Source organism: Chryseobacterium sp. OSA05B, assembly GCF_019970065.1.
GTDB lineage: Bacteria > Bacteroidota > Bacteroidia > Flavobacteriales > Weeksellaceae > Chryseobacterium.
The window spans coordinates 110,263-131,870 of the sequence record NZ_JAHXYH010000006.1 but is presented as its reverse complement, the minus strand read 5'-3'; the positions used below and the strand labels follow the sequence as shown (position 1 = coordinate 131,870).

Below are 21,608 nucleotides of genomic sequence, written 5' to 3'. Positions count from 1 at the left end.
ACGGTTAGCTTAATATGTAAGTTAACCATCTAATATTTAACATCTAAATAAAATGTTACAAGTCAATTTTTTACGCGACGATAAAGAACGCGTTTTAGAAGGTCTTAAGAAAAGACAATTCAAGAATCTTGGGTTGGTAGACGACGCTGTTGCTGCCGACGACGAAAGAAAAAGAATTCAGTTTGAATTAGATTCCCAACTTTCCGAAATGAACAAAATCTCGAAAGAGATCGGGCTTTTGATGAAAGAAGGTAAAAAAGAAGAAGCGGAATCTGCAAAATCTAAAACACTTCAGTATAAAGAATCGAGTAAAGAACTGCAGTCCCAATTAGATGTAACGGAAAAAAAATTACTGGATATTTTATATCAGATTCCAAATGTTCCTTACCAACTGGTAAAAAGCGGAGTTTCTGCGGAAGACAACGAGAATATTTACCAGTCTCACGATGTGGAAGGTCTTGGAGAAGGTGCTATTCCTCACTGGGAACTTGCGAAAAAATATAACCTGATTGATTTTGAACTGGGCGTGAAAATTGCCGGTGCCGGTTTCCCTGTTTATTTGGGTAAAGGAGCAAGACTTCAGAGAGCTTTGGTTCAGTATTTCCTGGATAAAAACATTGACAAAGGATACATGGAGGTGAATCCTCCTCACGTTGTGAATGAAGCTTCAGGATACGGAACAGGACAGCTTCCTGACAAAGAAGGGCAAATGTATCATATTGGTCTTGATGATCTTTATCTGATTCCTACGGCAGAAGTTCCGGTAACCAATTTGTACCGCGATGTATTGTTGGAAGAAAAAGAACTTCCGATCAAAAATACAGCGTTCTCTCAGTGCTACAGAAGAGAAGCAGGAAGTTACGGGGCGCACGTAAGAGGACTGAACCGTCTTCATCAGTTTGAAAAAGTGGAGATTGTAAGACTTGAAAAGCCTGAAAACTCTTATGCCGCTTTGGAAGAAATGGTAGAGCATATCAAAGAAATCCTTACAGACCTTGAACTTCCGTTCAGAGTACTGAGACTTTGCGGTGGTGATACTGGTTTTGCAGCTGCCATGACTTATGACTTTGAAGTATGGAGTGCGGCTCAGGAAATGTGGCTGGAAGTAAGCTCTGTATCCAATTTTGAAACCTTCCAGTCTAATCGTCTGAAATGCCGTTTCAAAACAGATGGAAAATCTCAGTTGGTACACACCTTAAATGGTTCTGCTATGGCTCTTCCAAGAATTATGGCGGCGTTGCTTGAAAACAATCAGACCGAAGAAGGAATCAGAATTCCTAAGAAAATCGCAGAATATGCGAGATTCGATCTGATCAACTAGAATATATTTCTATATCATAAATAATCCCCTTTCAAAACTGAGAGGGGATTTTTATATACTGTTTAAAGTTCGGTTTCTATTCTGTCACAATCACAATAGTCTTATCAGCATTTTTAAGTTTTGCTTCCTTATCATACATCGCCTTGAGATCATAGTCTATTTTTACGGTATAATGATCGATCTGCTTTACCCAGTCATGTTTTCCGGTGATGGATTTTATTTTGTTTTCAAATTTCAGGGTGGTTCCGATGCTTTTGAAGAACATAGAGATCATTCCTTCTACTTTTTCGGCTTCCTCTTTTGAGGTTTTGCTTCTGAGGGTCTGCTCGATATTTTTAAGATTGAAATTTTCTGTATTGATGGTCAGCGTTTTTCCGTCCCAGTTATTGAAAATATTCTGATCCAGCGGAAGCTTTTCCTTTTTGTTATAACTGCTTAAAAACTGATAATCAGTTTGTGTGAAGTGATCCATTTTTAGAGACATACCGGCCGGTTCATTGTTTTCTTTATTCATTTTCATAAAGATCTTTTTCATGATCCTGATAGAGTCCGGATCCGAAGTCTGCTTTTTTCCATCCTTTTTCTGAATATCCAGAAAACTGGTCCATACGGTAGGCAGCTTATCCATATCTCCGAATTCAGTCTGCTGTTTTAGAGAATCAGGAGTCATAGCTTTCATTTCGGAGATAAACTGCTTCATGTCGATATCTGTAACCGAAGTGGATGCAGCATCTTTGTGGTATACGATTTCAGAATTGATGATACACGACTGCAACACAAAAAGGGCCGCCGTGAATAAAAATAGTATTTTTTTCATGGAATTAGTTAGTTGTATTAATGACAGTTCGTCGAACTGTGGTCATGTCCTTCAATATGACAGTTGGCACCATTATGATCTTTGGAAATCGTCATCGCTTCAGCTCTTGGAGAAATGTAAGGAATTCCCAGTTCCAGACCTCTGAGGATAAATAATCCCCCTAAAATGATCATAATTACCGGAACCGCTTTTAAAACTTTTACTCTGAAAGCTTGATTCATGAGGTTTCCGGCCAAAACTACTGCAAACATGAACGGAAGTGTTCCCAGCCCGAATAAAGCCATATATGAGGCTCCCTGCCATATTCCTCCGCTTGCAAGACTGGCAGTAAGAGCCATGTAAACCATTCCGCACGGCAAGAAGCCATTCAGAACGCCTGTGGTGAATCTTGAGCGGTAATCTGCTTTCTGTAGTAATTTTCCTAAATTCAGTTTGACGGAATACAGAAATTTAGAAAGAAAAGGAATTTTAGAGGCAAAATCTTTTCCGCCAAACGAAAACAAAGCCATGATGATCAGAAGAATTCCTGCTACGATCGTAAGATACTGCTGAAATCCTGCCATTTCAAAACCTTCGCCTATTATTCCGAGAATCGCTCCCAATAATGAATAGGTGAAGATTCTTCCGAACTGATAGGTTAGGTTCTGAAGATAGAAATTGGTGGCCTGTTTTTTTGTCAATCCCATCGATAAGGCAATAGGTCCGCACATTCCGATACAGTGAAAACCGGAAGCAAAGCCTAATGCGATTGCCGATAAAATAAGTCCTATTTCCATATCACATCATAATCCATTCTGTAGTCTGTTTTGTCTTTCGTCCACATGAGTCTGAGCGTGTAGTTTCCTACTTTCAGTACCTGTGCAGGGATCATGAAAGACTGTGCGGCATCAAGCTGAACAGGTTTTTTGATATCTAAATTCTGGTCGTCGGTTCTGTTTAAAACAAATTTAACCGTAGTATTGCTATTGTTATAGTCTTTTGGAAAAACAATTTTGATTCCGTTTTTTTCCTGACTATAGACAGGTTTTTCCTGTAAATCATCAGCTCTTTTTTTAGCATCAATGACATCCTGATACTTAAGCTCCTCTTCGTAATAATTATCGGTTACCATTTCAGAATTCTTCTGCCCGTTCGGGAAAAGAAACATCATGGACAATATAAAAACAATGAATGCAAATAATGCGATTACAACACCATGTCCCCAACTAAAGTTTTTCATTTCTTCCGGATTTTTTATTGATAATGATTGTAAGAATCCTTCACAATCTTTTTAGATCATGAAGGCGTCCTACATTAGAATTGCAGTTTGAATGGTCCCTCGAAGTAGGTCTGATAAGAATCGACAAGCTTGCCTTTCATATCATATACTCCGATGGTTATATTTTGTTTTGAAAGTTTCATATCATCTTCAGGGAAGCTGATATTAATGGTTCCTTTCGATATTTTGTCTCTTTCTACCTGGATCTTGCTGGATGCACTATACGTGATCTCGCCGTGAGCCGGTTCCAGAACTTTTATTGTAACGATTTTCTTGTCGTTGGTCTTGTTCAGGAAAGTATAGTTATACGTGTTGGTGATTTTACCGTCTCTTACAAAGAAGGTACTTCCTGCCGGTTTAATGAATTTAGCCTCCATCTCACCTCTGCTGTAAAGAAGGAATCCTAAGAATCCTACCAACAGCACAAGAACCACCGCAAAACCTTTCATTCTTCCTGTAAACTTAAACTGAGTCTGATTCTCAATTTCGTTCTCAGAAGCATATCTTACCAGACCTTTCGGAAGGCCTACTTTTTCCATGACCTCGTCGCAGGCATCAATACATGCCGTACAGTTCACGCATTCCAGCTGCTGTCCGTCTCTGATGTCAATTCCTGTAGGACAAACCACCACACACTGGTGGCAGTCGATACAGTCTCCTTTTCCTGCGGCCTTACGGTCTTCTCCTTTTCTCCATTTTGATCTGTTTTCCCCTCTTTTAAAATCGTAGAAAACGTTGATGGTATCTTTATCGATCAAAACACCCTGTAATCTTCCGTATGGACAAACCAATGTACAAACCTGCTCTCTGAACCATGCAAATACAAAGTAGAATGCAGAGGTGAACAGGACCATAACGATAAAATTGGTAGGATGGGCAAAAGGTCCTTCTGAGATGATTCTTAAAATTTCCTCATAGCCTACAATATACATCAGCATAAAGTGGGTGATGATCAGTGAAATAATGACATAAACCGTCCATTTCAAACTTCTTTTCCAGATCTTTTCAGTGTTCCACTCCTGTCTGTCCAGCTTCATTTGCCTGTTTCGGTCACCTTCAATAAGATATTCAATTTTACGGAAGATAGATTCCATAAAAATTGTCTGAGGGCATATCCACCCGCAGAAAATTCTTCCGAACGCAATCGTAAAAATGATAATAAAAATTAAAGACGCGATAGCACCTAAAGTCAGGATAAAAAAGTCCTGTGGATAGAAAGGTTGTCCAAGAATGAAAAACTCTCTGTCTATAACGTTGAATAAAAAGAAAGGGTTGCCATTGATCTTAAGGAATGGCACCGTAAAATAAATGATTAATAAAGCATAGCTTACAAGGTTTCTGTAGTTGGTGTATTTCCCTTTTGGTTTTCGGGGGAATACCCATCTTCTCTTACCGGATTGCTCCATTGTCCCGATAGAATCTCTGTAAGTCTCAGGGTCCAGAACCTGTCCCTGTCCGCCGCGTACTTCTATTTCTTCTATATCTGACATTTCGTAATAGGTTTAAAAAAGAAAAAACATAATTCGTTACTATTTTTATTAATAACAAATTATGTTTTTTTCATATGTTTTCTAATTTTTTAAATTATTCTTTTTCCCAATGCGCTTCAGTTCCCTGAGGAGCTGCTCCTCCCTGAGCCTGCGTCACTGGTGGTTGTTCCTGATTGATGTGATATACATAGGCTGCAATCTTCTCAATCTCTGCTCCGGAAACCTCTCCGTTTTTACCGAAGGCTCTCATCGCAGGGTTAGTAGGCGAACCATTCCAGTCCATGTGGAAAACCGTTTTAAATAAAGTCTTCTCAGGCTGGTTGATCCAATAGTTATCCGTAAGGTTTGGACCGATACCTCCACTACCGTCTTCTTTGTGACAAGATGCACAGTTGGTTTTGAAGAGTTCTTTTCCGTCTGCAATATTATCAGCAGAATATTTTGCCGTTTCTATCGTTACAGGAGGCTGAGACTTTTCGTATTCTGCAATACTGGCCATCTGCTCTTTATATTCTTGCTCATATTCGCTCAATGGGTGTGCGAAATCTGTGAAAGAATAAGCTGCGATATATACAATACAAAAAGCAGTCCCAAAATAGAATAATCCTACCCACCATTTCGGAAGCTGATTATCCAATTCCATAATTCCGTCGAAACCGTGGTCAATAAGGATATCCTTTTCTTCCGTATCAGATTGTTTCTTGAATGCAGCATCATACATTCTTCTCAGGAAAGGCACTTTCTTTTCTGCTAAATAAGCTGCCTTTTCTTCCGGAGATAATTTTTTGAATTTATTGTTTTCAATCAAATCTCCGATAGAGCTGTGGATGTATGCCAAAATAGCACTAATCACCACAGTTCCCCAGAAATAAGGTGAAGCTAGGAACGAGTAGCTCTGTACAAACAAATAATAAAAAACTATTAGAAGTCCGGTTATTATTAAGATGTTTACAACAACAGGTGTTCTTTGTTTCATAATAAATAGTTTAATTTTTTAAATTAAAATCGTCATCCTCATCATCCCCAAGCGGTGCTTGTTCTTCTTCTCTGTAATATTTTTTAGGCCTGCTAAAAACATAGATTACCAGAGCTACGAAGAATAGCATAAAGAAAATCAGAGCCAGCGTCTGGTATAGACCAGCGTTTTCTGTATTGGATAATATATCTTTAAAGTTCTGAGGAATCATGTGAACCTTTTAATGTTTAGTTAGTACTTGCTGTTTTAATTTCTGTAGTCTTGATATCCGTTCCTAATCTCTGAAGGTAAGAGATAAGAGCTACAATCTCTTTTTTCTCCAGTTCTCCCTGAGGTCTCTTAGCATAGGCCAATTTAAGGTCATTCGCTTCAGAGAAGATATCTTTTACAATCTTCGTTGCCTGGTTGTCTGCCCATGCGTTGGCTGAATCAATTTGAGCTTTCGTATAAGGAACGTCAAATGCATTCTTCATCAGCTTCATTTTGTCTACCATTTTAGATCGGTCTAAGTTGGTAGCAATTAACCAAGGATAACGAGGCATGATAGAACCGGCAGATGTAGATCTTGGGTTGTACATGTGTTTGTAATGCCAAGAACTTGGGTTTTTCCCTCCTTCTCTATGTAAATCCGGTCCTGTTCTCTTAGAACCCCATAAGAATGGTCTGTCATAAACGAATTCTCCCGCTTTGGAATATTGTCCGTTCTTTCCGTTGAATCTCGTAATCTCATCCCTGAACGGTCTGATCATCTGAGAGTGACAAGCATTACATCCTTCACGGATATAAAGATCTCTACCTTCTAATTCAAGCGGTGAATATGGTTTTACAGCTGAAATCGTAGGGACACTTTTCTTTAAAGATAGTGTAGGGATGATTTCAATTGAACTACCAATGGAAATTGTAATGAAAGATAGGATACCTAATAGTACAGGCATTCTTTCAAGCCATAAGTGAGTACCTTCACCTTCTTTACGTTTGTTTCCGATATTGGCCAGTGCAGGTGCTTCAGCAGGAACTTCTTTCTGGAATGAACCTTTTCTTACCGTAGCAACTACGTTCACAATCATTAAGATCATTCCTGAAATATAGAATAAACCTCCTACGAATCTCATTTTGAAATATGGAATGATCGCAGTTACCGTATCCAACCAGTTTTTCCATAATAGAGTTCCGTCCGGGTTGAACTGCTTCCACATTAACCCTTGTGTAAATCCTGAAATATACATTGGTACTGCATAGAAAATAATTCCTAATGTCCCTAACCAGAAATGCCAGTTAGCTAATTTTACAGACCACATTTTTGTTCTCCACATAATCGGTACCAAATAATAGATAACCCCGAATGCCATGAAACCATTCCATCCAAGAGCTCCTAAGTGTACGTGGCCGATAACCCAGTCTGTAAAGTGACCAATTTTGTTGATGTTTTTAGTCGCTAAAAGCGGCCCTTCAAATGTTGCCATACCGTAGCATGTTACAGCCACTACGAAGAACTTAAGGATAGGGTTTTCCCTTACTTTATCCCATGCTCCTCTTAGCGTAAGAAGTCCGTTTAGCATTCCTCCCCAAGACGGTGCGATAAGCATGATAGAGAAACCAGTTCCCACAGCCTGCGCCCATGCAGGAAGAGCTGTATACTGAAGGTGGTGAGGACCAGCCCAGATATATACGAAAATTAATGACCAGAAGTGAATAATAGACAGTTTATAAGAGAAAACCGGTCTGTCTGCTGCCTTCGGAAGGAAGTAATACATTAGACCAAGAACCGGAGTCGTCAGTACGAATGCAACCGCATTGTGACCGTACCACCACTGTACAATAGCATCTTTTACCCCTGCATATGCTGAATAAGATTTCCAGCCTGTGAAAGATAATGGAACCTCAAGGTTGTTGAAGATGTGAAGCATTGCTACCGCAATCCAAGTACCGATATAGAACCAGATAGCTACATAAAGGTGTCTTACTCTTCTTTTTGCAATCGTCAGGAACATGTTGATCCCGAAGATAATCCATGAGAACGCAATCAATATGTCGATCGGCCACTCGTGTTCAGCATATTCTTTTGAGGTATTGATCCCCATAAAGAAGGTAACGAACGTAGCAACGATCATAAACTGCCAAGTCCAGAAATGTAACCAGGATAATGTATCACTGTACATTCTTGTTTTTAATAATCTCTGTAACGAGTAATAAATACCGGTATAAACGATATTACATACAAATGCAAAGATCACGGTATTGGTATGAAGCATTCTGATTCTACCAAAACCAAATGCACCATGAGTTTTTATTAACCCTTGAATATTGCCCGACGCAAGACTCTTGATGGTTGTATCATCAGTACCGAATACAAATTCCGGCAATTCAGGGTAGAAAAGCATTAATGCCGCCGTAAGCCCGAACGTAAATCCTATAAGACCGAAAACTAAGGTCGCATAAAGGAACGCACGGACAATACTGTTGTCATAACTAAACTTTTGTGTTTCCATATCAACTATTCACTTTTTTCTTCAATTTTATTATTCTCTCCTATTTTTTCTCGTCTTTATCTTTGTTGCCCTCCTCCTTTTCCTTGATTTCTCCACTATCAAAAAGGATTCTGACAGCAGGAGATTCGTCATCTTCAAACTGTCCTTTTCGGGCATACACTATAAATACGACCAAGAAAATCGCAGCCAAAGAAACACTGCAGAGGATCATTAAATATAGAATATCCATTGGACAACAAAATTAACCTATTTTCGGGGTTCAAATTTAGTGAAAAATAATGACATTCATCACGAAATGCCGATTTCAGCTAATTTAAAATCAGTCTAAATAAGGGCTTCTACGCCTGCTTTTTGAAATGTTTTCTGCCCAAAATCCAGGTAGAAAGAGTAGTGAATGTGACCACCGTGATGGAACTGATTGGCATGATGATTGCTGCGAAGAGCGGATGCATATGACCTGTAACTGCGTAACTTAAACCGACAATATTGTACAGAAAACTGATTATGAATGTCATTTTTACAATAGTGATCGAGCCTTTGCAGACACTCAGGTACTTATCCAGAGTCACTACTTTATCCCCATTCATGATGACGTCAGACGAAGGTGTGAAGCTGTTCGTGTCATCCGCAATAGCAATTCCTACGTTGCTCTGTTTTAGGGCTCCGGCATCATTCAGTCCGTCTCCCAGCATGGCTACTTTCATATGCTGATCCTGAAGGTTTTTGATGTAGTTCAGTTTGTCTTCAGGGCTTTGGTTGAAAGCCATTCCTTTAAAGTTCGGGATCAGTTCTTTAAGTTGATTTTCCTCAGAAGAATTATCACCGCTCAGGATGAATATTTTGTAAGTGCTTAATTTCGTAAACAGCTCTTTTAATTTCGGTCGGTATTCGTTTTTGAAAATGAATTTACCTACAAATTCACCGTTTTTACTGATGTAAACTGCCGTTTCCAGATTCTTAGGTTCCTGATTGTTGTAGCGGGCAGAACCAATTTTATAAAGGCTTCCCCTTACGCTGGCTTCATATCCTTTTCCTGAAATTTCCTGGAATTTTTCAACAGGATAATAATCGTCATTCACCTCAATGAATTCGTATAGCGATTTGGAAAGCGGGTGATTGGAATTTTTTAATAACGTTTTGATATTCAGTTGATCAAAATCATTGATTTCAATACCTTCATATCTGATATTTGATTTTTTTCTGTGGGTAATAGTTCCTGTTTTATCAAAAACAATCGTATCCAGTTTGGCAATCTTTTCAATTGTCAGCGTATCTTTTACGTAAAACTTATTACGTCCTAAAATCCTCATAATGTGCCCGAATGTAAAAGGGGCAGACAATGCCAGGGCACATGGACATGCAATGATTAGAATCGCTGAAATCACCTGGAACATAATATTCAGATCAATAAATGCCCAATATGTTCCGGAAACAACTGCGATACCTAAAATAATGAATGTGAAATATTTGCTGACGTTGTTGGTCAGTGTGTCAAGGCCTGTTTCGTGTTTCTTGAATGCTTCCTTATTCCAAAGCTGTGTCAGATAACTCTGGTCAACATCTTTGATGACTTCTAATTCCAGTGAAGATCCGATCTGTTTTCCACCGGCAAAGATTTTGTCACCCGGCTGCTTGCTGATGCTTTCGCTTTCTCCCGTAATGAAACTGTTGTCTATATTCCCTTCCCCGTTGATCAGAATAGCATCCACCGGAATAATTTCCTGGTTTCTTACCAGAATTCTGTCTCCCACTTTGATTTCAGAAAGAAGAATGTTGTCCTGCTTACCTTCGAAATCTACTTTGGTAACGGCGATAGGGTAGAATGATTTATAATCTCTGTCGTAAGATAATGCGCTGTACGTTCTTTTCTGGAAAATTTTCCCCATCAACATGAAGAACAGCAATCCGCATAGGGTGTCGAAGTATCCAGGACCGTAATCGGTGACTACTTCATAAATACTTCGTCCGAAAAGAACAAAAATCCCTAGCACAATCGGAACGTCAATATTCACGATCTTATTTTTTAATCCGTACCAGGCCGATTTGTAGTAGTCCGAAGCGGAATAAAATACCACCGGACAGGCCAGAAGGAACATCAGCGTTCTGAAGAGTCCTTTATAGTGCTCCATCCAGAAATCTTCACCTCCCACATATTCCGGAAAAGCGAGGAACATTCCGTTTCCGAAGGCAAAACCTGCGATCGCGAATTTTATAAGGAGAGATTTATCGAGATGATCTACATTTTTATCGGCCGTTTCAAGGCTGATGACGGGCTTGTAACCAAGATTGGTTAAAAAATTAGCTAGTTCGCTTAATTTGAGATCGTTATGATTGAATGAAATCTGCAGGGTCTTTCTGGTGAAATTCACCTGAGAATAGTTGATGTGCTCATTCAGCGTGTGGAGGCTTTCAAGAAGCCAGATACATGAAGAACAGTGTATTACAGGGATTTTAAAAGTAACGAGACTGGTCTTTCCCTCCGAGAAATCGGTGACCTTTTCGAAGATCTCCTGTGTATCAAGATATTCGAACTGTGAAGAGCTCTCGTCGCTGGGACGGATTCCGGCTCTTTTATTTAGTTCGTAGAAATTAGTTAAATTATTGATATTCAGAATTTCGTAGACAGACTTGCATCCGTTGCAACAGAAAGTCTTTTCATCAAACAAAATTCTCTCTTTTTCTATCCCTTGACCACAATGAAAACAGTTCTCGCTCACCACATAATATATTGAACGACAAAATTATAACAATTTTTTTTGTTTATCGCGTTAAAAAGTTCTATTTTTGTGATAAATGTCATATAAAATGTCGCAGGAACAACAGATTGCAATTGAAGAGAGGTTCGCCAGAGTTTTTAATGATAAATCATTTAAGGAAAGACTTTCTAGCACTGATTTTGAAAAATATATTAACGGCAAGAAAAGATTGAGTTTTCAGAAGCACGATACCATTTTCGAGGACGGAGAAACACCGAAAGGAGTGTTCGTTTTAGAAAAAGGGGCAGCTAAGCTGTCAAAATCGGGAGCATTTGGAAAAGACCAGATCCTGAGATTTATCAAAGAGGGGGACATCATCGGCTATCGTTCATTGCTTTGCGGGGAAAATTTCCAGGCAAAAGCAGAGGCTATGACAGACATTGAATGCATTTTCCTTCCTGCAGATATCTTTATGTATCTTCTGGAAGTAGATCCACAGCTTTCTTTTGCAATGCTTCAGAAAATCTCTTACGAATTAGGAGAATCGTCCAACACCATCACTTTCCTTGCTCAGAAGACTGTAAGAGAAAGACTGGCTGAAATTCTGATCCTTCTGGAACAGAAATTGGGTGTTGATCCTGAAGGATTTATCAAAATCTCGCTTACAAGAGAAGAAATTGCCAACATTATTGGTACTGCTACAGAAAGTGCCATCCGTTTGATCTCTGAATTCAAACAGGACAGTCTCATAGAAGTAGACGGTAGAAATATCAAAATTCTCAACCACGACAAACTGATGAAACTAGGTCACGTAGTTTTATAACCATCATACAACAACTTAAGTCGGCGAAAGCCGACTTTTTAACTTTTAAAAAATAGATAAATTATGTCTGTTCACTCTGAAATTAAAAAAGTTACAACTGAAACCTTGCGAAAAATGAAATTCGACAAGGAAAAAATAACAATGCTTACGGCCTACGATTTTACCACCGCTAAGATGGTAGACGCAGGAGGAGTTGATGCAGTTTTGATCGGAGACTCTGCAGCCAATGTAATGGCAGGATTTGAAACCACACTTCCTATCACATTGGACCAGATGATCTATCACGCTCAAAGTGTAGTAAGAGGAACTGACAGAGCTCTTGTGGTAGCGGATCTTCCATTCGGAACCTATCAGAGTAATCCTGAGAAAGCATTGGAGTCTGCAGTAAGAATGATGAAAGAAGGAGGAGCTCATGCCGTAAAAATCGAAGGAGGAAAAGAGATCTCAAAATCTATCAAAAAAATCATCAACGCCGGAATTCCTGTGATGGGGCATTTAGGATTGACCCCACAGTCGATTTATAAATTCGGAACCTATAAGGTAAGAGCAAAAGATGAAGCGGAAGCAGAGAAATTAATCGCTGATGCACAACTTTTAGAAGAATTAGGATGTTTCGCCATTGTTTTAGAGAAAATTCCTGCTGATTTGGCTAAAAAAGTAACTGAAGCCATTTCAATCCCTACGATAGGAATCGGAGCCGGTTCTGATTGCGACGGACAGGTTCTTGTTTATCATGATATGGTTGGAATGAACAAAGGCTTCAGTCCGAAGTTCCTGAGAAGATACCTTGATCTGTATACGGAAATTACCGGAGCCGTAGCTCAGTATGTAAAAGATGTGAAAAGTGTAGAGTTTCCTAATGAAAATGAAAGCTATTAATAGATGAAAGACCAACAACAACGATCTATCCAGGGGATTTTATCAATTGCAGCACTGATCTGTATGGCCATAGGCTGGTTCAATTTATTTTCACCGGAAGTTAACGCTCTGCTTTCAGGGAAAGTGTTCTATATATTGATAGGAGCAAGTTTCTTTATTCAGGCTCCTACCTTGACCAATAAAAATTTTATGTACGGGATGTATGCAGCGGCTGGAGCTTGCGTATTGGGAGCTTTTCTGCCGGCAGATTCAAAGCTTTCGGTACTTAAAACCATCGGCCTTCTGGGTGGAGTGATCCTTTCGATATCCAGCAGACGTCAATAGTGGATTATGGAGGAGCAGATTGCATATGAGGACAACCATCTTCTGGTGGTTAACAAAAAAGTAGGACAGCTTGTTCAGGGCGATAAAACCGGCGATGAATCTTTGCTGGAGTCCATCAAAAATTTTATAAAGAAAAGAGATGCCAAGCCGGGAAATGTTTTTCTCGGTTTGGTTCATCGTATAGACCGCCCGACTTCGGGTCTGGTTATCTATGCTAAAACTTCCAAAGCGCTTTCCCGTCTTACCCAGATGGTGAAAAACAGGGAAGTAAAGAAAACCTATTGGGCTGTCGTAGGAAAAGAAATGATTCCTCAGAGTCAGAGATTGGTTCATTACTTAAAGAAAAATGAAAAAAACAACAAGGCTATTGTTTTTCCAAAAGTAACCGAAGGGGCAAAAGAAGCGATTCTGACGTATCATGTTATAAAAACATTAGATAACTATATGCTTCTTGAAATCGATCTGGAAACGGGAAGACATCACCAAATCCGTGCTCAGCTCTCTAAAACCGGAATTCCCATCAAAGGAGATCTGAAATACGGGGCGCCCCGCTCTAATCCGGATGGTGGAATCAATCTTCATGCGAGAAAGCTGGAATTTATTCATCCCGTCACCAAGGAAAGTATTGAAATTATAGCTCCTGTTCCACAGAACGATGCAATATGGCGTGCCTGTGAAGAATAAGCTCGTGATGAATCAGTACAAAGCGAGATGTGATTCCGGTTTATATTTCAATGTATTTTGAAAAACCTTGTTATTGAGACCACTAAAAACATAAAACCATTTCAAACTGAAATGGTTTTCTTTATTTAAGATTCTATGTAAAGTTATGTTTAAATATATTTTTTAATTATTTTCATAAAAAAAGATAAATTTATTTTTATTTCATATTAATATGATTGTTTAATTGCTGTTTTGGTAATTTATTTTAATTTATTGCTAAATTGATCCAATAATATAATCCTATTTCTATGAAACATTTTTACCACTTTCTTTTCAGTAACCAAAAGAAAAAAAAGCTTATACAGTTATTGAACTGCTTTGCTCTGATTGCAGCCACAGCTATTGCAGAAGCTCAAGTAAGCTCTTATAGTTTTACACAGGCTGCTGGGAATTACGCATCTATATCCGGGAGCGTTTTGGGAGCAGCTACCGGAAATACTTCCGCAACAAACCTTAACAGTAATGTTTATCCTTTAACCTTACCATTCAATTTTGTATTTAACGGTGTTTCGTACAATTCATTGAATGTATCATCAAACGGATTTGTAACTTTTGGTGCTACAGCTCCTGGCACAACTGCTACAATACCTCTATCAAATACTACAGCTTATGATGGGGCAATCTCTGTTTTCGGAAGGGATTTGAGCAGTGTTTTTAATATAGGCTCAACGACCGGGGACATCAGCTGGGAAACAATAGGGACGGCGCCCAATCGTGAAGCAATTATTCAATGGAGAAACTTCCGGCCTAACAGCAGTGTATCCACAAGTACGGCTTATACCTTTTCCTTCCAGATCCGTTTGCAGGAAACTTCTAATGTTATCCAGATGGTTTACAGTAATGGAGCTTATTTAGTAGGCTCCACATCTATTTCGGGAACAGCTCAGATAGGCCTGAGGGGAACTACTGCCAATGATTTCAATACCAGGCTTAATGAAACAACCCTGGAGTTCATAAATTCTGTACCAGGTACAGCAAATAGTAGTACACAAGCCTTTAGTACCACTAACGCAATTCCCGGCATGCCAGCTGCAGGATTAACTTATACATGGACACCTCCAACCTGTTATGCTGTATCAGGTCTTACTGCAGGGGCAACCACAACTAACAGTGCCGCTATATCCTGGACGTCTTCCCCATCAGTACCTGCTGGGTACGATATCTATTACAGCACGTCCAGCACGTCTCCTACCTCTTCTACACCTCCTGTCACTCAGAATGTTTCAGGAACTTCTGCATCAATAGGATCTTTGACACCTTCTACAGTATATTACGTCTGGGTCCGGTCAAATTGTGGATCCGGAAATACAAGTGCGTGGTCTCTTCAGCCAATAATACTCGTTACCAAATGTCAGCCTCCTAATATCCTTTCTTCTACAGGCGCTACTGCTTGCTCTGGTTCAACTGCAATCTTACATGCTACAGCTGATACAGGTGCGACAGTAAAATGGTATGATGCAGGAACAAACGGTAACTTAGTGGGAACAGGTAACTCGTTTACCACTCCGCCATTAAGCTCAACAACCCATTATTATGCTTCTGCAGCAAATGTAACAACGGCGATGGTGGGTAAGACAACTATAGAGCCCAATGCAAGCGGTACCGGAGCAGGAATTACCTCATATCTTGAATTTACTGCGCTATCAGATTTTACATTGCAAACTCTGGACTTATATCCATATTCATCAACTGCGGGCACAACAGGTACAGTGACCATTGAATTGCGTACTTCTACCGGAACTCTGATAAGATCTGCTACTGTGAATGTTACAGGTTATGATACAACAGCAACATCACTTCCACAAACAGTTACCTTGAATTTTCCCATTACAGGAGGTGCAGGCTATCGTTTAGGAGTAGGTGCATGGACTGGAATAACAAATATGTTCAGAGACGTAAGTAATATAGCTTACCCTTATTCACTGCCCGGTGTTGTAAATATCACCGGAACAAATTTGAGTACGAATTATTATTATTTCTTTTACAACTGGAAAGTGTCAACCAATTGTGAATCTTCCCGCCAGCAAGTAACGGCAACTTTAGATTCCAATTGTCTGAGTACGTCAGAAGTGAATGCCAAAGATAAGATGAAAGTATATCCAAATCCGTTTAAAGATATCATCACGATTAGTGACATTGAAAAAGTAAAATCCATTCAGGTTTTTGACAGTGGAGGAAGAATGATGAAAACAATTGATCACCCGTCTCAGCAAATCTATCTTGGGCATTTGGAAGCAGGTCTTTACATTCTCCATCTGACTATGAAGGATGGAAGTTCTACCCGTATAAAAGCAATTAAGAACTAAGATCTTTTAAAAAAATAAATGTACCCGGAGTTTTAAAGACTTCGGGTTTTTGTTTGGACATATTTTGTCTGTTCTGAAAAAATACTTACCTTCGTCACAACTTTAGGGGTGTCTGTAGATATACAGACTGAGACTTTACCCTTTGAACCTGATCTGGATGATACCAGCGTAGGGAAAAGTAAATGACTTTTGCTGTACATTCTACTGTACAATAAGAGCCATTCCTAAAGTATATATAAAATAATTAGGAATGGAACTTACAATCAACCACACAACGAAAACATTTGAAGTACTTCCCGATACTCTGGAAGCGCTTATGGCTATGGAAATTCCCGGAAAGAAAAAAGGGATCGCCGTAGCTGTCAATAACCGTATTATTCCACTGTCCGCCTGGGCGGAAACCCTCCTTAAAGATAAAGATTCAGTGTTAATCATTACTGCCACTCAGGGCGGATAATTCTCATTTAATAAAACAAAAATTTATGGCTCATTCAATCACATGTTCGCCATTTCCGAACGCCAAGAAAATTTATGTTGAAGGAAAAATACATCCTATCAGCGTGGCAATGCGTGAAATTCACCTCAGTCCTACCAGGCTTACGAACGGTACCCTGGAAGAAAATCCCCCGGTTACCATTTATGATACCTCGGGTCCTTATACGGATGAAAATGCATCCATCGATATTATGAAAGGACTTCCAAGAATCCGTGAGCAATGGATTCTGGACAGGAAGGATGTAGATATCCTGAACGGTATCACCTCAGAATACGGAAAAGCACGTCTGGCAGATCAGCGTTTGGATGAACTGCGTTTTGCTTATGATCACAAGCCAAAAGTAGCCAAAGAAGGAATGGAGCTTACGCAGCTTTATTACGCAAGACAGGGAATCATCACTCCTGAAATGGAATATGTAGCGATCAGGGAAAGCCAGCGGATCGAACAGATGGATACGGTTTCCAAAGAAATGGCATTTCAGCATCCTGGAGACAGTTTTGGGGCCAATACACCAAAAAGCAAAATTACGCCCGAATTTGTAAGAGACGAAATTGCAGCCGGAAGAGCGATTATCCCGAATAATATCAACCATCCGGAAAGTGAGCCAATGATCATCGGACGTAATTTCCTGGTTAAGATTAATGCCAATATAGGAAACAGTGCCGTTTCATCCAGCATAGATGAAGAAGTGGAAAAGGCAGTTTGGGCTTGCCGTTGGGGAGCAGACACGATTATGGATCTTTCCACAGGAAAAAATATCCACGAAACCAGAGAATGGATCATCAGAAACAGTCCGGTTCCTATCGGTACAGTTCCCATTTATCAGGCGCTTGAAAAAGTAAAAGGAGTCCCGGAAGATCTCACATGGGAAGTTTTTAAAGATACTTTGATCGAGCAGGCGGAACAGGGAGTTTCTTACTTTACCATTCATGCTGGAGTATTGCTGAGATACATTCATCTTACTGCGAAAAGAGTAACGGGAATTGTTTCAAGAGGCGGTTCCATTATGGCGAAATGGTGTCTTTACCATCATAAAGAAAACTTTTTGTACACTCATTTCGAAGAGATCTGCGAAATCATGAAGAAATACGATGTGGCTTTCTCACTGGGAGACGGTCTGCGTCCGGGATCTATCGCAGATGCCAATGATGCGGCACAGTTTGCAGAACTTGAAACTTTAGGTGAACTCACTAAAATAGCATGGAAACATAACGTACAGGTGATGATTGAGGGGCCAGGTCACGTGCCGATGCATATGATCAAAGAAAATATGGAGAAGCAACTGGAAGTTTGTCAGGAAGCTCCATTTTATACTTTGGGGCCTTTAACAACAGATATTGCCCCGGGATATGATCACATCACTTCAGGAATCGGAGCGGCAATGATCGGGTGGTTCGGTTGTGCGATGTTGTGCTACGTAACCCCGAAAGAACATTTGGGTCTTCCCAACAAGGAAGATGTAAAAGTAGGAGTGATTACTTACAAACTTGCTGCTCATGCTGCTGATCTTGCAAAAGGCCATCCCGGTGCTCAGTACAGAGACAATGCATTAAGCAAAGCGCGCTTTGAGTTCAGATGGGAAGATCAGTTCAATCTTTCATTGGATCCGGATACGGCGAGAGCTTATCATGACGAAACATTACCGGCAGAAGGCGCTAAAATTGCCCATTTCTGTTCCATGTGTGGTCCGAAATTCTGTTCTATGAAAATTACACAGGAGATAAGGGATTCCGCAGAAAAAGGAATGCTGGATAAGTCCCAGGAATTTATTGAAAAAGGAAAAGAAATTTATATATGATCCTTGTGATCACACCTGAAGTTTCTGTTCAAAACGAGACGGAAATAATTAATCAGCTGTTTCAGGAAGGATTGGATCTGCTGCATATCAGGAAACCTATGTTCATCCGGGAAGAAATGAATAGCTTCTTGGATAATATTGATGAGACATTTTATGCTCAATTGGTACTGCATGGATTTTATGATATGGGAAAAGAATATCCTATCTACAGGTTTCATTTCAGGGAAGCAGACCGTCTGACCGGAGGTTTTAAATCTTACACAGACCCAACTATTATTTCAACCTCTGTGCATGATATGAAGACTTTTAATGGTCTGGAAAAAGAATGGGAATATGCGTTTGTTAGCCCAGTCTTTCCAAGTATTTCCAAAAAAGGCTATGGTGAAGAGTCTAGTGTTATGGAAGACCTGAAACACAGAACTAATTATAATGTCAAACTGTTTGCTTTGGGAGGAGTTAATGAAACCAATATCAGTAAGGTCTTTGAAAACGGAGCAGACGGAGCAGCGCTTTTAGGAGGAATATGGGAAAGTGATGACCCTGTAGATTCATTCAAAAAGTGCAGAAAGAAAATCATAGATCATCAGTTTAATTAATCATGGAAAAACTACAATACATATCACAGGGACAGACAAGGCAGGAACAGGAGTTCAATATCCGAACGGCACTGGACAATGGGATAGAATGGGTTCAGGTTCGCTGGAAAAATGCTTCAGATAAAGAATTAACCGAACTCTGCTCCGTATCAAAACAACTCTGCTCAGAATATCAGGCGGTCTGTATCATCAATGACCATGTTCAGATGGCAAAAGAAATTGATGCGGACGGGGTTCATTTAGGTTTAAATGATGTATCAATTGAAGAAGCAAGAACTGTCTTAGGAGCTCATAAAATCATTGGCGGTACGGCGAATACTTTATCAGATGTGATTCAAAGAATAGAAGAGCAGTGTGATTATATCGGTCTCGGACCCTTGAGATTTACTTCTACAAAAGAAAAACTCAGTCCGGTGCTGGGGTTCGAAGGCTATCAGCATATGATTAACAGTTTAAAAGAAAAATCAATCACCATTCCGAAGATCTTTGCGATTGGAGGAGTTGTGCCTGAAGATATAGAGCTGCTGCAGCAGATCGGAATCTATGGAGTGGCGGTTTCGGGACGGATTACCAACCGTCCGGCTGCCATTAGTGAATTTAAAAAAGCAATGATATGAATAATCAGAAATTAATAATAGCAGACAGAATATTCGAGTCAAGACTGTTCCTCGGAACCGGAAAGTTCGGAAACCTAAGCGAAATGGCAACTTCCGTGATCGCGTCAGGAACAGATATGGTCACCATGGCCTTGAAAAGAATAGATTCCGGTGCAGCTGAAGACGGATTGCTGGACTCCTTAAAAGAAACTAATGTCCACCTTCTTCCCAACACTTCGGGAGCCAGAACCGCAAAAGAAGCCGTACTGGCAGCCCAGCTTGCAAGAGAAGCTCTGGAAACGAATTGGGTGAAACTTGAAATCCATCCCGATCCGAAATACCTTCTTCCGGACCCTATTGAGACCCTATATGCGACAGAAGAATTGGCCAAACTTGGATTTATTGTGATGCCTTACATCCATGCGGATCCTGTTCTGTGTAAACGTCTGGAAGATGCCGGAACCGCTGTGGTAATGCCTTTGGGCGCTCCAATTGGGACCAATAAAGGTTTACGAACATTAGATTTCCTTGAGATTATCATCAGCCAGAGCAATGTTCCTGTTGTGGTGGATGCCGGAATCGGGGCACCTTCGGATGCGGCAAAAGCGATGGAAATGGGAGCGGATGCAGTTCTTGTAAATACTGCAATTGCCGTGGCAAGAAATCCTGTCAATATGGCTTTAGCCTTTAAAGAAGGCGTCATTGCCGGAAGAAGAGCTTTTGAATCAGGGTTGGGAGCTATTGCAGATCACGCCGAAGCGTCAAGTCCTTTGACCTCTTTTTTATTTGAATAATACAGCAGATTAATGAACAGCTTTAAAGATGTTTTTGAACGCTATCAGTGGAATGAGGTAAAAGCAAGACTCGGAAAAGTGACCCACTCAGATGTACTGAACAGCCTTCAGAAGAAAAACAAAACATTGGATGATTTTCTCAACCTGCTTTCTCCTGTTGCTGCACAGGAGCTGGAAAGGATGGCCAAAATGACCCAACAGCTTACCCAGAAACGCTTTGGGAAAACCATTCAGCTGTATGCACCCATGTACCTCAGCAATGAATGCCAGAATATCTGTACCTATTGCGGTTTCAGTCTCGATAATGATGTGCGAAGAAAAACACTTTCTGATACGGAAGTGATGATAGAAGCCTCTGTTTTGAAATCTATGGGTGTCAATCACGTTCTGTTGGTCAGTGGAGAAGCCAATAAAACAGTGGGAATTTCCTACTTTTTGAATGCAGTTCGTTTGCTGAGACCTCATTTTGCCAATATCTCGATCGAAGTACAGCCTTTATCGGAAAATGAATATCTGCAGTTGCATCAGGAAGGCGTTTATTCAGTGTTGGTGTATCAGGAAACCTATCATCAGGAAGTGTATAAAGAATACCATCCTAAAGGGAAAAAATCAAATTTCCATTTCCGGCTAGATACTCCGGACAGGATTGGAAGAGCCGGAATCCATAAGATCGGACTTGGTGTTCTGCTTGGGCTCGAAGACTGGCGTGTAGACAGTTTCTTTAATGCTCTTCACATTGATTATCTGCAGAAGAAATACTGGAAGAGCCGTTTTTCAGTTTCCTTTCCAAGACTCAGACCCGCAGAAGGAATCATTGAACCTAATTTTATCATGGAAGACAAAGACCTGCTGCAACTGATCTGTGCATACAGAATATGGAATGAAGACCTGGAAATCTCCATATCCACAAGGGAAAATGAAAAATTCAGAAATAATATCATCTCACTTGGGGCAACAGCGATGAGCGCCGCTTCTAAAACAAATCCGGGAGGCTATGCCGTAGATGTAGAATCTTTGGAACAATTTGAAACCAGCGACGAAAGAAGTATGGAAGAAGTGAAAACCAGCATCAGGAAAGCAGGGTACGACCCGGTAATGAAAGACTGGGATCCTGCGTACAGTGGATTTTAAAAATTAAACCAATAAGAATATGAAGTCATTAAGATCAATTAAGAATCAAATAGATTATTAAACCTTAAAGCAGAGATTATCTTAATACTTCTTAA

General features: G+C 40.0%; 21 protein-coding genes and 1 riboswitch. Of the genes, 12 read left to right on the top strand and 9 right to left on the bottom strand.

What is annotated here, in order from left to right:
• Positions 1-52: 52 nt before the first annotated feature.
• Positions 53-1,321, top strand: a complete 1,269-nt coding sequence (serS, locus tag LC419_RS20400) for a serine--tRNA ligase (RefSeq protein WP_034726923.1) — start codon at positions 53-55, stop codon at positions 1,319-1,321.
• Positions 1,322-1,397: 76 nt separating this feature from the next.
• On the opposite strand, the gene LC419_RS20395 is transcribed toward serS, so the two are convergent.
• The 9 genes from LC419_RS20395 to LC419_RS20355 form a co-directional block, all read right to left on the bottom strand.
• Entirely contained in the window at positions 1,398-2,138 is a 741-nt protein-coding gene (locus LC419_RS20395) for a hypothetical protein (protein ID WP_223609071.1), read from the bottom strand.
• Between the two features lie 17 nt (positions 2,139-2,155).
• Positions 2,156-2,914, bottom strand: coding sequence for a sulfite exporter TauE/SafE family protein (locus LC419_RS20390; RefSeq protein WP_223609070.1), 759 nt, complete (start codon positions 2,912-2,914; stop codon positions 2,156-2,158).
• Positions 2,905-3,357 carry a FixH family protein gene (locus tag LC419_RS20385; protein ID WP_223609069.1) on the bottom strand — a complete coding sequence of 151 codons (453 nt, stop codon included), beginning with the start codon at positions 3,355-3,357 and terminating at the stop codon, positions 2,905-2,907. Before LC419_RS20385 ends, LC419_RS20390 begins: the two co-directional genes overlap by 10 nt.
• 74 nt (positions 3,358-3,431) lie before the next feature.
• Complete coding sequence (ccoG, locus tag LC419_RS20380; protein ID WP_223609068.1) at positions 3,432-4,886, bottom strand: cytochrome c oxidase accessory protein CcoG; 1,455 nt, start codon at positions 4,884-4,886, stop codon at positions 3,432-3,434.
• A gap of 94 nt (positions 4,887-4,980) precedes the next feature.
• Entirely contained in the window at positions 4,981-5,862 is an 882-nt protein-coding gene (locus tag LC419_RS20375) for a cbb3-type cytochrome c oxidase N-terminal domain-containing protein (protein ID WP_223609067.1), read from the bottom strand.
• A 10-nt stretch (positions 5,863-5,872) separates the two neighbouring features.
• Positions 5,873-6,073 carry a cbb3-type cytochrome c oxidase subunit 3 gene (locus tag LC419_RS20370; RefSeq protein WP_034726931.1) on the bottom strand — a complete coding sequence of 67 codons (201 nt, stop codon included), beginning with the start codon at positions 6,071-6,073 and terminating at the stop codon, positions 5,873-5,875.
• Positions 6,074-6,089: 16 nt separating this feature from the next.
• Positions 6,090-8,351 carry a cytochrome-c oxidase, cbb3-type subunit I gene (gene ccoN, locus LC419_RS20365; RefSeq protein ID WP_223609066.1) on the bottom strand — a complete coding sequence of 754 codons (2,262 nt, stop codon included), beginning with the start codon at positions 8,349-8,351 and terminating at the stop codon, positions 6,090-6,092.
• 40 nt (positions 8,352-8,391) lie between these two features.
• A complete protein-coding gene (ccoS, locus tag LC419_RS20360) occupies positions 8,392-8,580 on the bottom strand; it encodes a cbb3-type cytochrome oxidase assembly protein CcoS (protein WP_223609065.1) in 189 nt (62 codons plus the stop codon).
• A gap of 109 nt (positions 8,581-8,689) precedes the next feature.
• The gene (locus LC419_RS20355; RefSeq protein WP_223609064.1) at positions 8,690-11,068 is read right to left on the bottom strand and encodes a heavy metal translocating P-type ATPase metal-binding domain-containing protein; all 2,379 of its coding nucleotides are present in this window, start codon (positions 11,066-11,068) and stop codon (positions 8,690-8,692) included.
• Positions 11,069-11,156: 88 nt separating this feature from the next.
• Here LC419_RS20355 and LC419_RS20350 point away from each other — a divergent pair, with 88 nt between their 5' ends.
• The 11 genes from LC419_RS20350 (at position 11,157) to thiH (ending at position 21,513) form a co-directional block, all read left to right on the top strand.
• Positions 11,157-11,870: a Crp/Fnr family transcriptional regulator gene (locus LC419_RS20350; protein WP_090026477.1), complete on the top strand. Its 714-nt coding sequence runs from the start codon at positions 11,157-11,159 to the stop codon at positions 11,868-11,870.
• 63 nt (positions 11,871-11,933) lie between these two features.
• The gene (gene panB / locus LC419_RS20345) at positions 11,934-12,749 is read left to right on the top strand and encodes a 3-methyl-2-oxobutanoate hydroxymethyltransferase (protein ID WP_047452718.1); all 816 of its coding nucleotides are present in this window, start codon (positions 11,934-11,936) and stop codon (positions 12,747-12,749) included.
• A 3-nt stretch (positions 12,750-12,752) separates the two neighbouring features.
• Positions 12,753-13,073 carry a hypothetical protein gene (locus LC419_RS20340; RefSeq protein ID WP_223609063.1) on the top strand — a complete coding sequence of 107 codons (321 nt, stop codon included), beginning with the start codon at positions 12,753-12,755 and terminating at the stop codon, positions 13,071-13,073.
• A gap of 3 nt (positions 13,074-13,076) precedes the next feature.
• On the top strand, positions 13,077-13,757 hold the full coding sequence (locus LC419_RS20335) for an RNA pseudouridine synthase (RefSeq protein WP_223609179.1): 681 nt from the start codon (positions 13,077-13,079) through the stop codon (positions 13,755-13,757).
• A 287-nt stretch (positions 13,758-14,044) separates the two neighbouring features.
• A complete protein-coding gene (locus tag LC419_RS20330) occupies positions 14,045-16,102 on the top strand; it encodes a T9SS type A sorting domain-containing protein (protein WP_223609062.1) in 2,058 nt (685 codons plus the stop codon).
• Positions 16,103-16,196: 94 nt separating this feature from the next.
• A riboswitch (TPP riboswitch) is annotated at positions 16,197-16,294 on the top strand.
• A gap of 58 nt (positions 16,295-16,352) precedes the next feature.
• The gene (thiS, locus tag LC419_RS20325; protein WP_034726939.1) at positions 16,353-16,559 is read left to right on the top strand and encodes a sulfur carrier protein ThiS; all 207 of its coding nucleotides are present in this window, start codon (positions 16,353-16,355) and stop codon (positions 16,557-16,559) included.
• Positions 16,560-16,584: 25 nt separating this feature from the next.
• The gene (gene thiC, locus LC419_RS20320) at positions 16,585-18,396 is read left to right on the top strand and encodes a phosphomethylpyrimidine synthase ThiC (RefSeq protein ID WP_223609061.1); all 1,812 of its coding nucleotides are present in this window, start codon (positions 16,585-16,587) and stop codon (positions 18,394-18,396) included.
• Positions 18,393-18,992: a thiamine phosphate synthase gene (locus tag LC419_RS20315; protein WP_223609060.1), complete on the top strand. Its 600-nt coding sequence runs from the start codon at positions 18,393-18,395 to the stop codon at positions 18,990-18,992. The genes thiC and LC419_RS20315 overlap by 4 nt, the downstream gene beginning before the upstream one ends.
• Positions 18,993-18,994: 2 nt before the next feature.
• Positions 18,995-19,609: a thiamine phosphate synthase gene (locus tag LC419_RS20310; protein WP_223609059.1), complete on the top strand. Its 615-nt coding sequence runs from the start codon at positions 18,995-18,997 to the stop codon at positions 19,607-19,609.
• Complete coding sequence (locus LC419_RS20305; RefSeq protein WP_223609058.1) at positions 19,606-20,382, top strand: thiazole synthase; 777 nt, start codon at positions 19,606-19,608, stop codon at positions 20,380-20,382. Before LC419_RS20310 ends, LC419_RS20305 begins: the two co-directional genes overlap by 4 nt.
• A gap of 12 nt (positions 20,383-20,394) precedes the next feature.
• Entirely contained in the window at positions 20,395-21,513 is a 1,119-nt protein-coding gene (gene thiH / locus LC419_RS20300) for a 2-iminoacetate synthase ThiH (RefSeq protein WP_223609057.1), read from the top strand.
• Positions 21,514-21,608: the final 95 nt, after the last annotated feature.

Bases quoted from the DNA above. Each gene is read 5' to 3' on its own strand.
- serS (WP_034726923.1), top strand. From the start codon at position 53: ATGTTACAAGTCAATTTTTTACGCGACGATAAAGAACGCGTTTTAGAA.
- LC419_RS20395 (WP_223609071.1), bottom strand. From the start codon at position 2,138: ATGAAAAAAATACTATTTTTATTCACGGCGGCCCTTTTTGTGTTGCAG.
- LC419_RS20390 (WP_223609070.1), bottom strand. From the start codon at position 2,914: ATGGAAATAGGACTTATTTTATCGGCAATCGCATTAGGCTTTGCTTCC.
- LC419_RS20385 (WP_223609069.1), bottom strand. From the start codon at position 3,357: ATGAAAAACTTTAGTTGGGGACATGGTGTTGTAATCGCATTATTTGCA.
- ccoG (WP_223609068.1), bottom strand. From the start codon at position 4,886: ATGTCAGATATAGAAGAAATAGAAGTACGCGGCGGACAGGGACAGGTT.
- LC419_RS20375 (WP_223609067.1), bottom strand. From the start codon at position 5,862: ATGAAACAAAGAACACCTGTTGTTGTAAACATCTTAATAATAACCGGA.
- LC419_RS20370 (WP_034726931.1), bottom strand. From the start codon at position 6,073: ATGATTCCTCAGAACTTTAAAGATATATTATCCAATACAGAAAACGCT.
- ccoN (WP_223609066.1), bottom strand. From the start codon at position 8,351: ATGGAAACACAAAAGTTTAGTTATGACAACAGTATTGTCCGTGCGTTC.
- ccoS (WP_223609065.1), bottom strand. From the start codon at position 8,580: ATGGATATTCTATATTTAATGATCCTCTGCAGTGTTTCTTTGGCTGCG.
- LC419_RS20350 (WP_090026477.1), top strand. From the start codon at position 11,157: ATGTCGCAGGAACAACAGATTGCAATTGAAGAGAGGTTCGCCAGAGTT.
- panB (WP_047452718.1), top strand. From the start codon at position 11,934: ATGTCTGTTCACTCTGAAATTAAAAAAGTTACAACTGAAACCTTGCGA.
- LC419_RS20340 (WP_223609063.1), top strand. From the start codon at position 12,753: ATGAAAGACCAACAACAACGATCTATCCAGGGGATTTTATCAATTGCA.
- LC419_RS20330 (WP_223609062.1), top strand. From the start codon at position 14,045: ATGAAACATTTTTACCACTTTCTTTTCAGTAACCAAAAGAAAAAAAAG.
- thiS (WP_034726939.1), top strand. From the start codon at position 16,353: ATGGAACTTACAATCAACCACACAACGAAAACATTTGAAGTACTTCCC.
- thiC (WP_223609061.1), top strand. From the start codon at position 16,585: ATGGCTCATTCAATCACATGTTCGCCATTTCCGAACGCCAAGAAAATT.
- LC419_RS20315 (WP_223609060.1), top strand. From the start codon at position 18,393: ATGATCCTTGTGATCACACCTGAAGTTTCTGTTCAAAACGAGACGGAA.
- LC419_RS20310 (WP_223609059.1), top strand. From the start codon at position 18,995: ATGGAAAAACTACAATACATATCACAGGGACAGACAAGGCAGGAACAG.
- LC419_RS20305 (WP_223609058.1), top strand. From the start codon at position 19,606: ATGAATAATCAGAAATTAATAATAGCAGACAGAATATTCGAGTCAAGA.
- thiH (WP_223609057.1), top strand. From the start codon at position 20,395: ATGAACAGCTTTAAAGATGTTTTTGAACGCTATCAGTGGAATGAGGTA.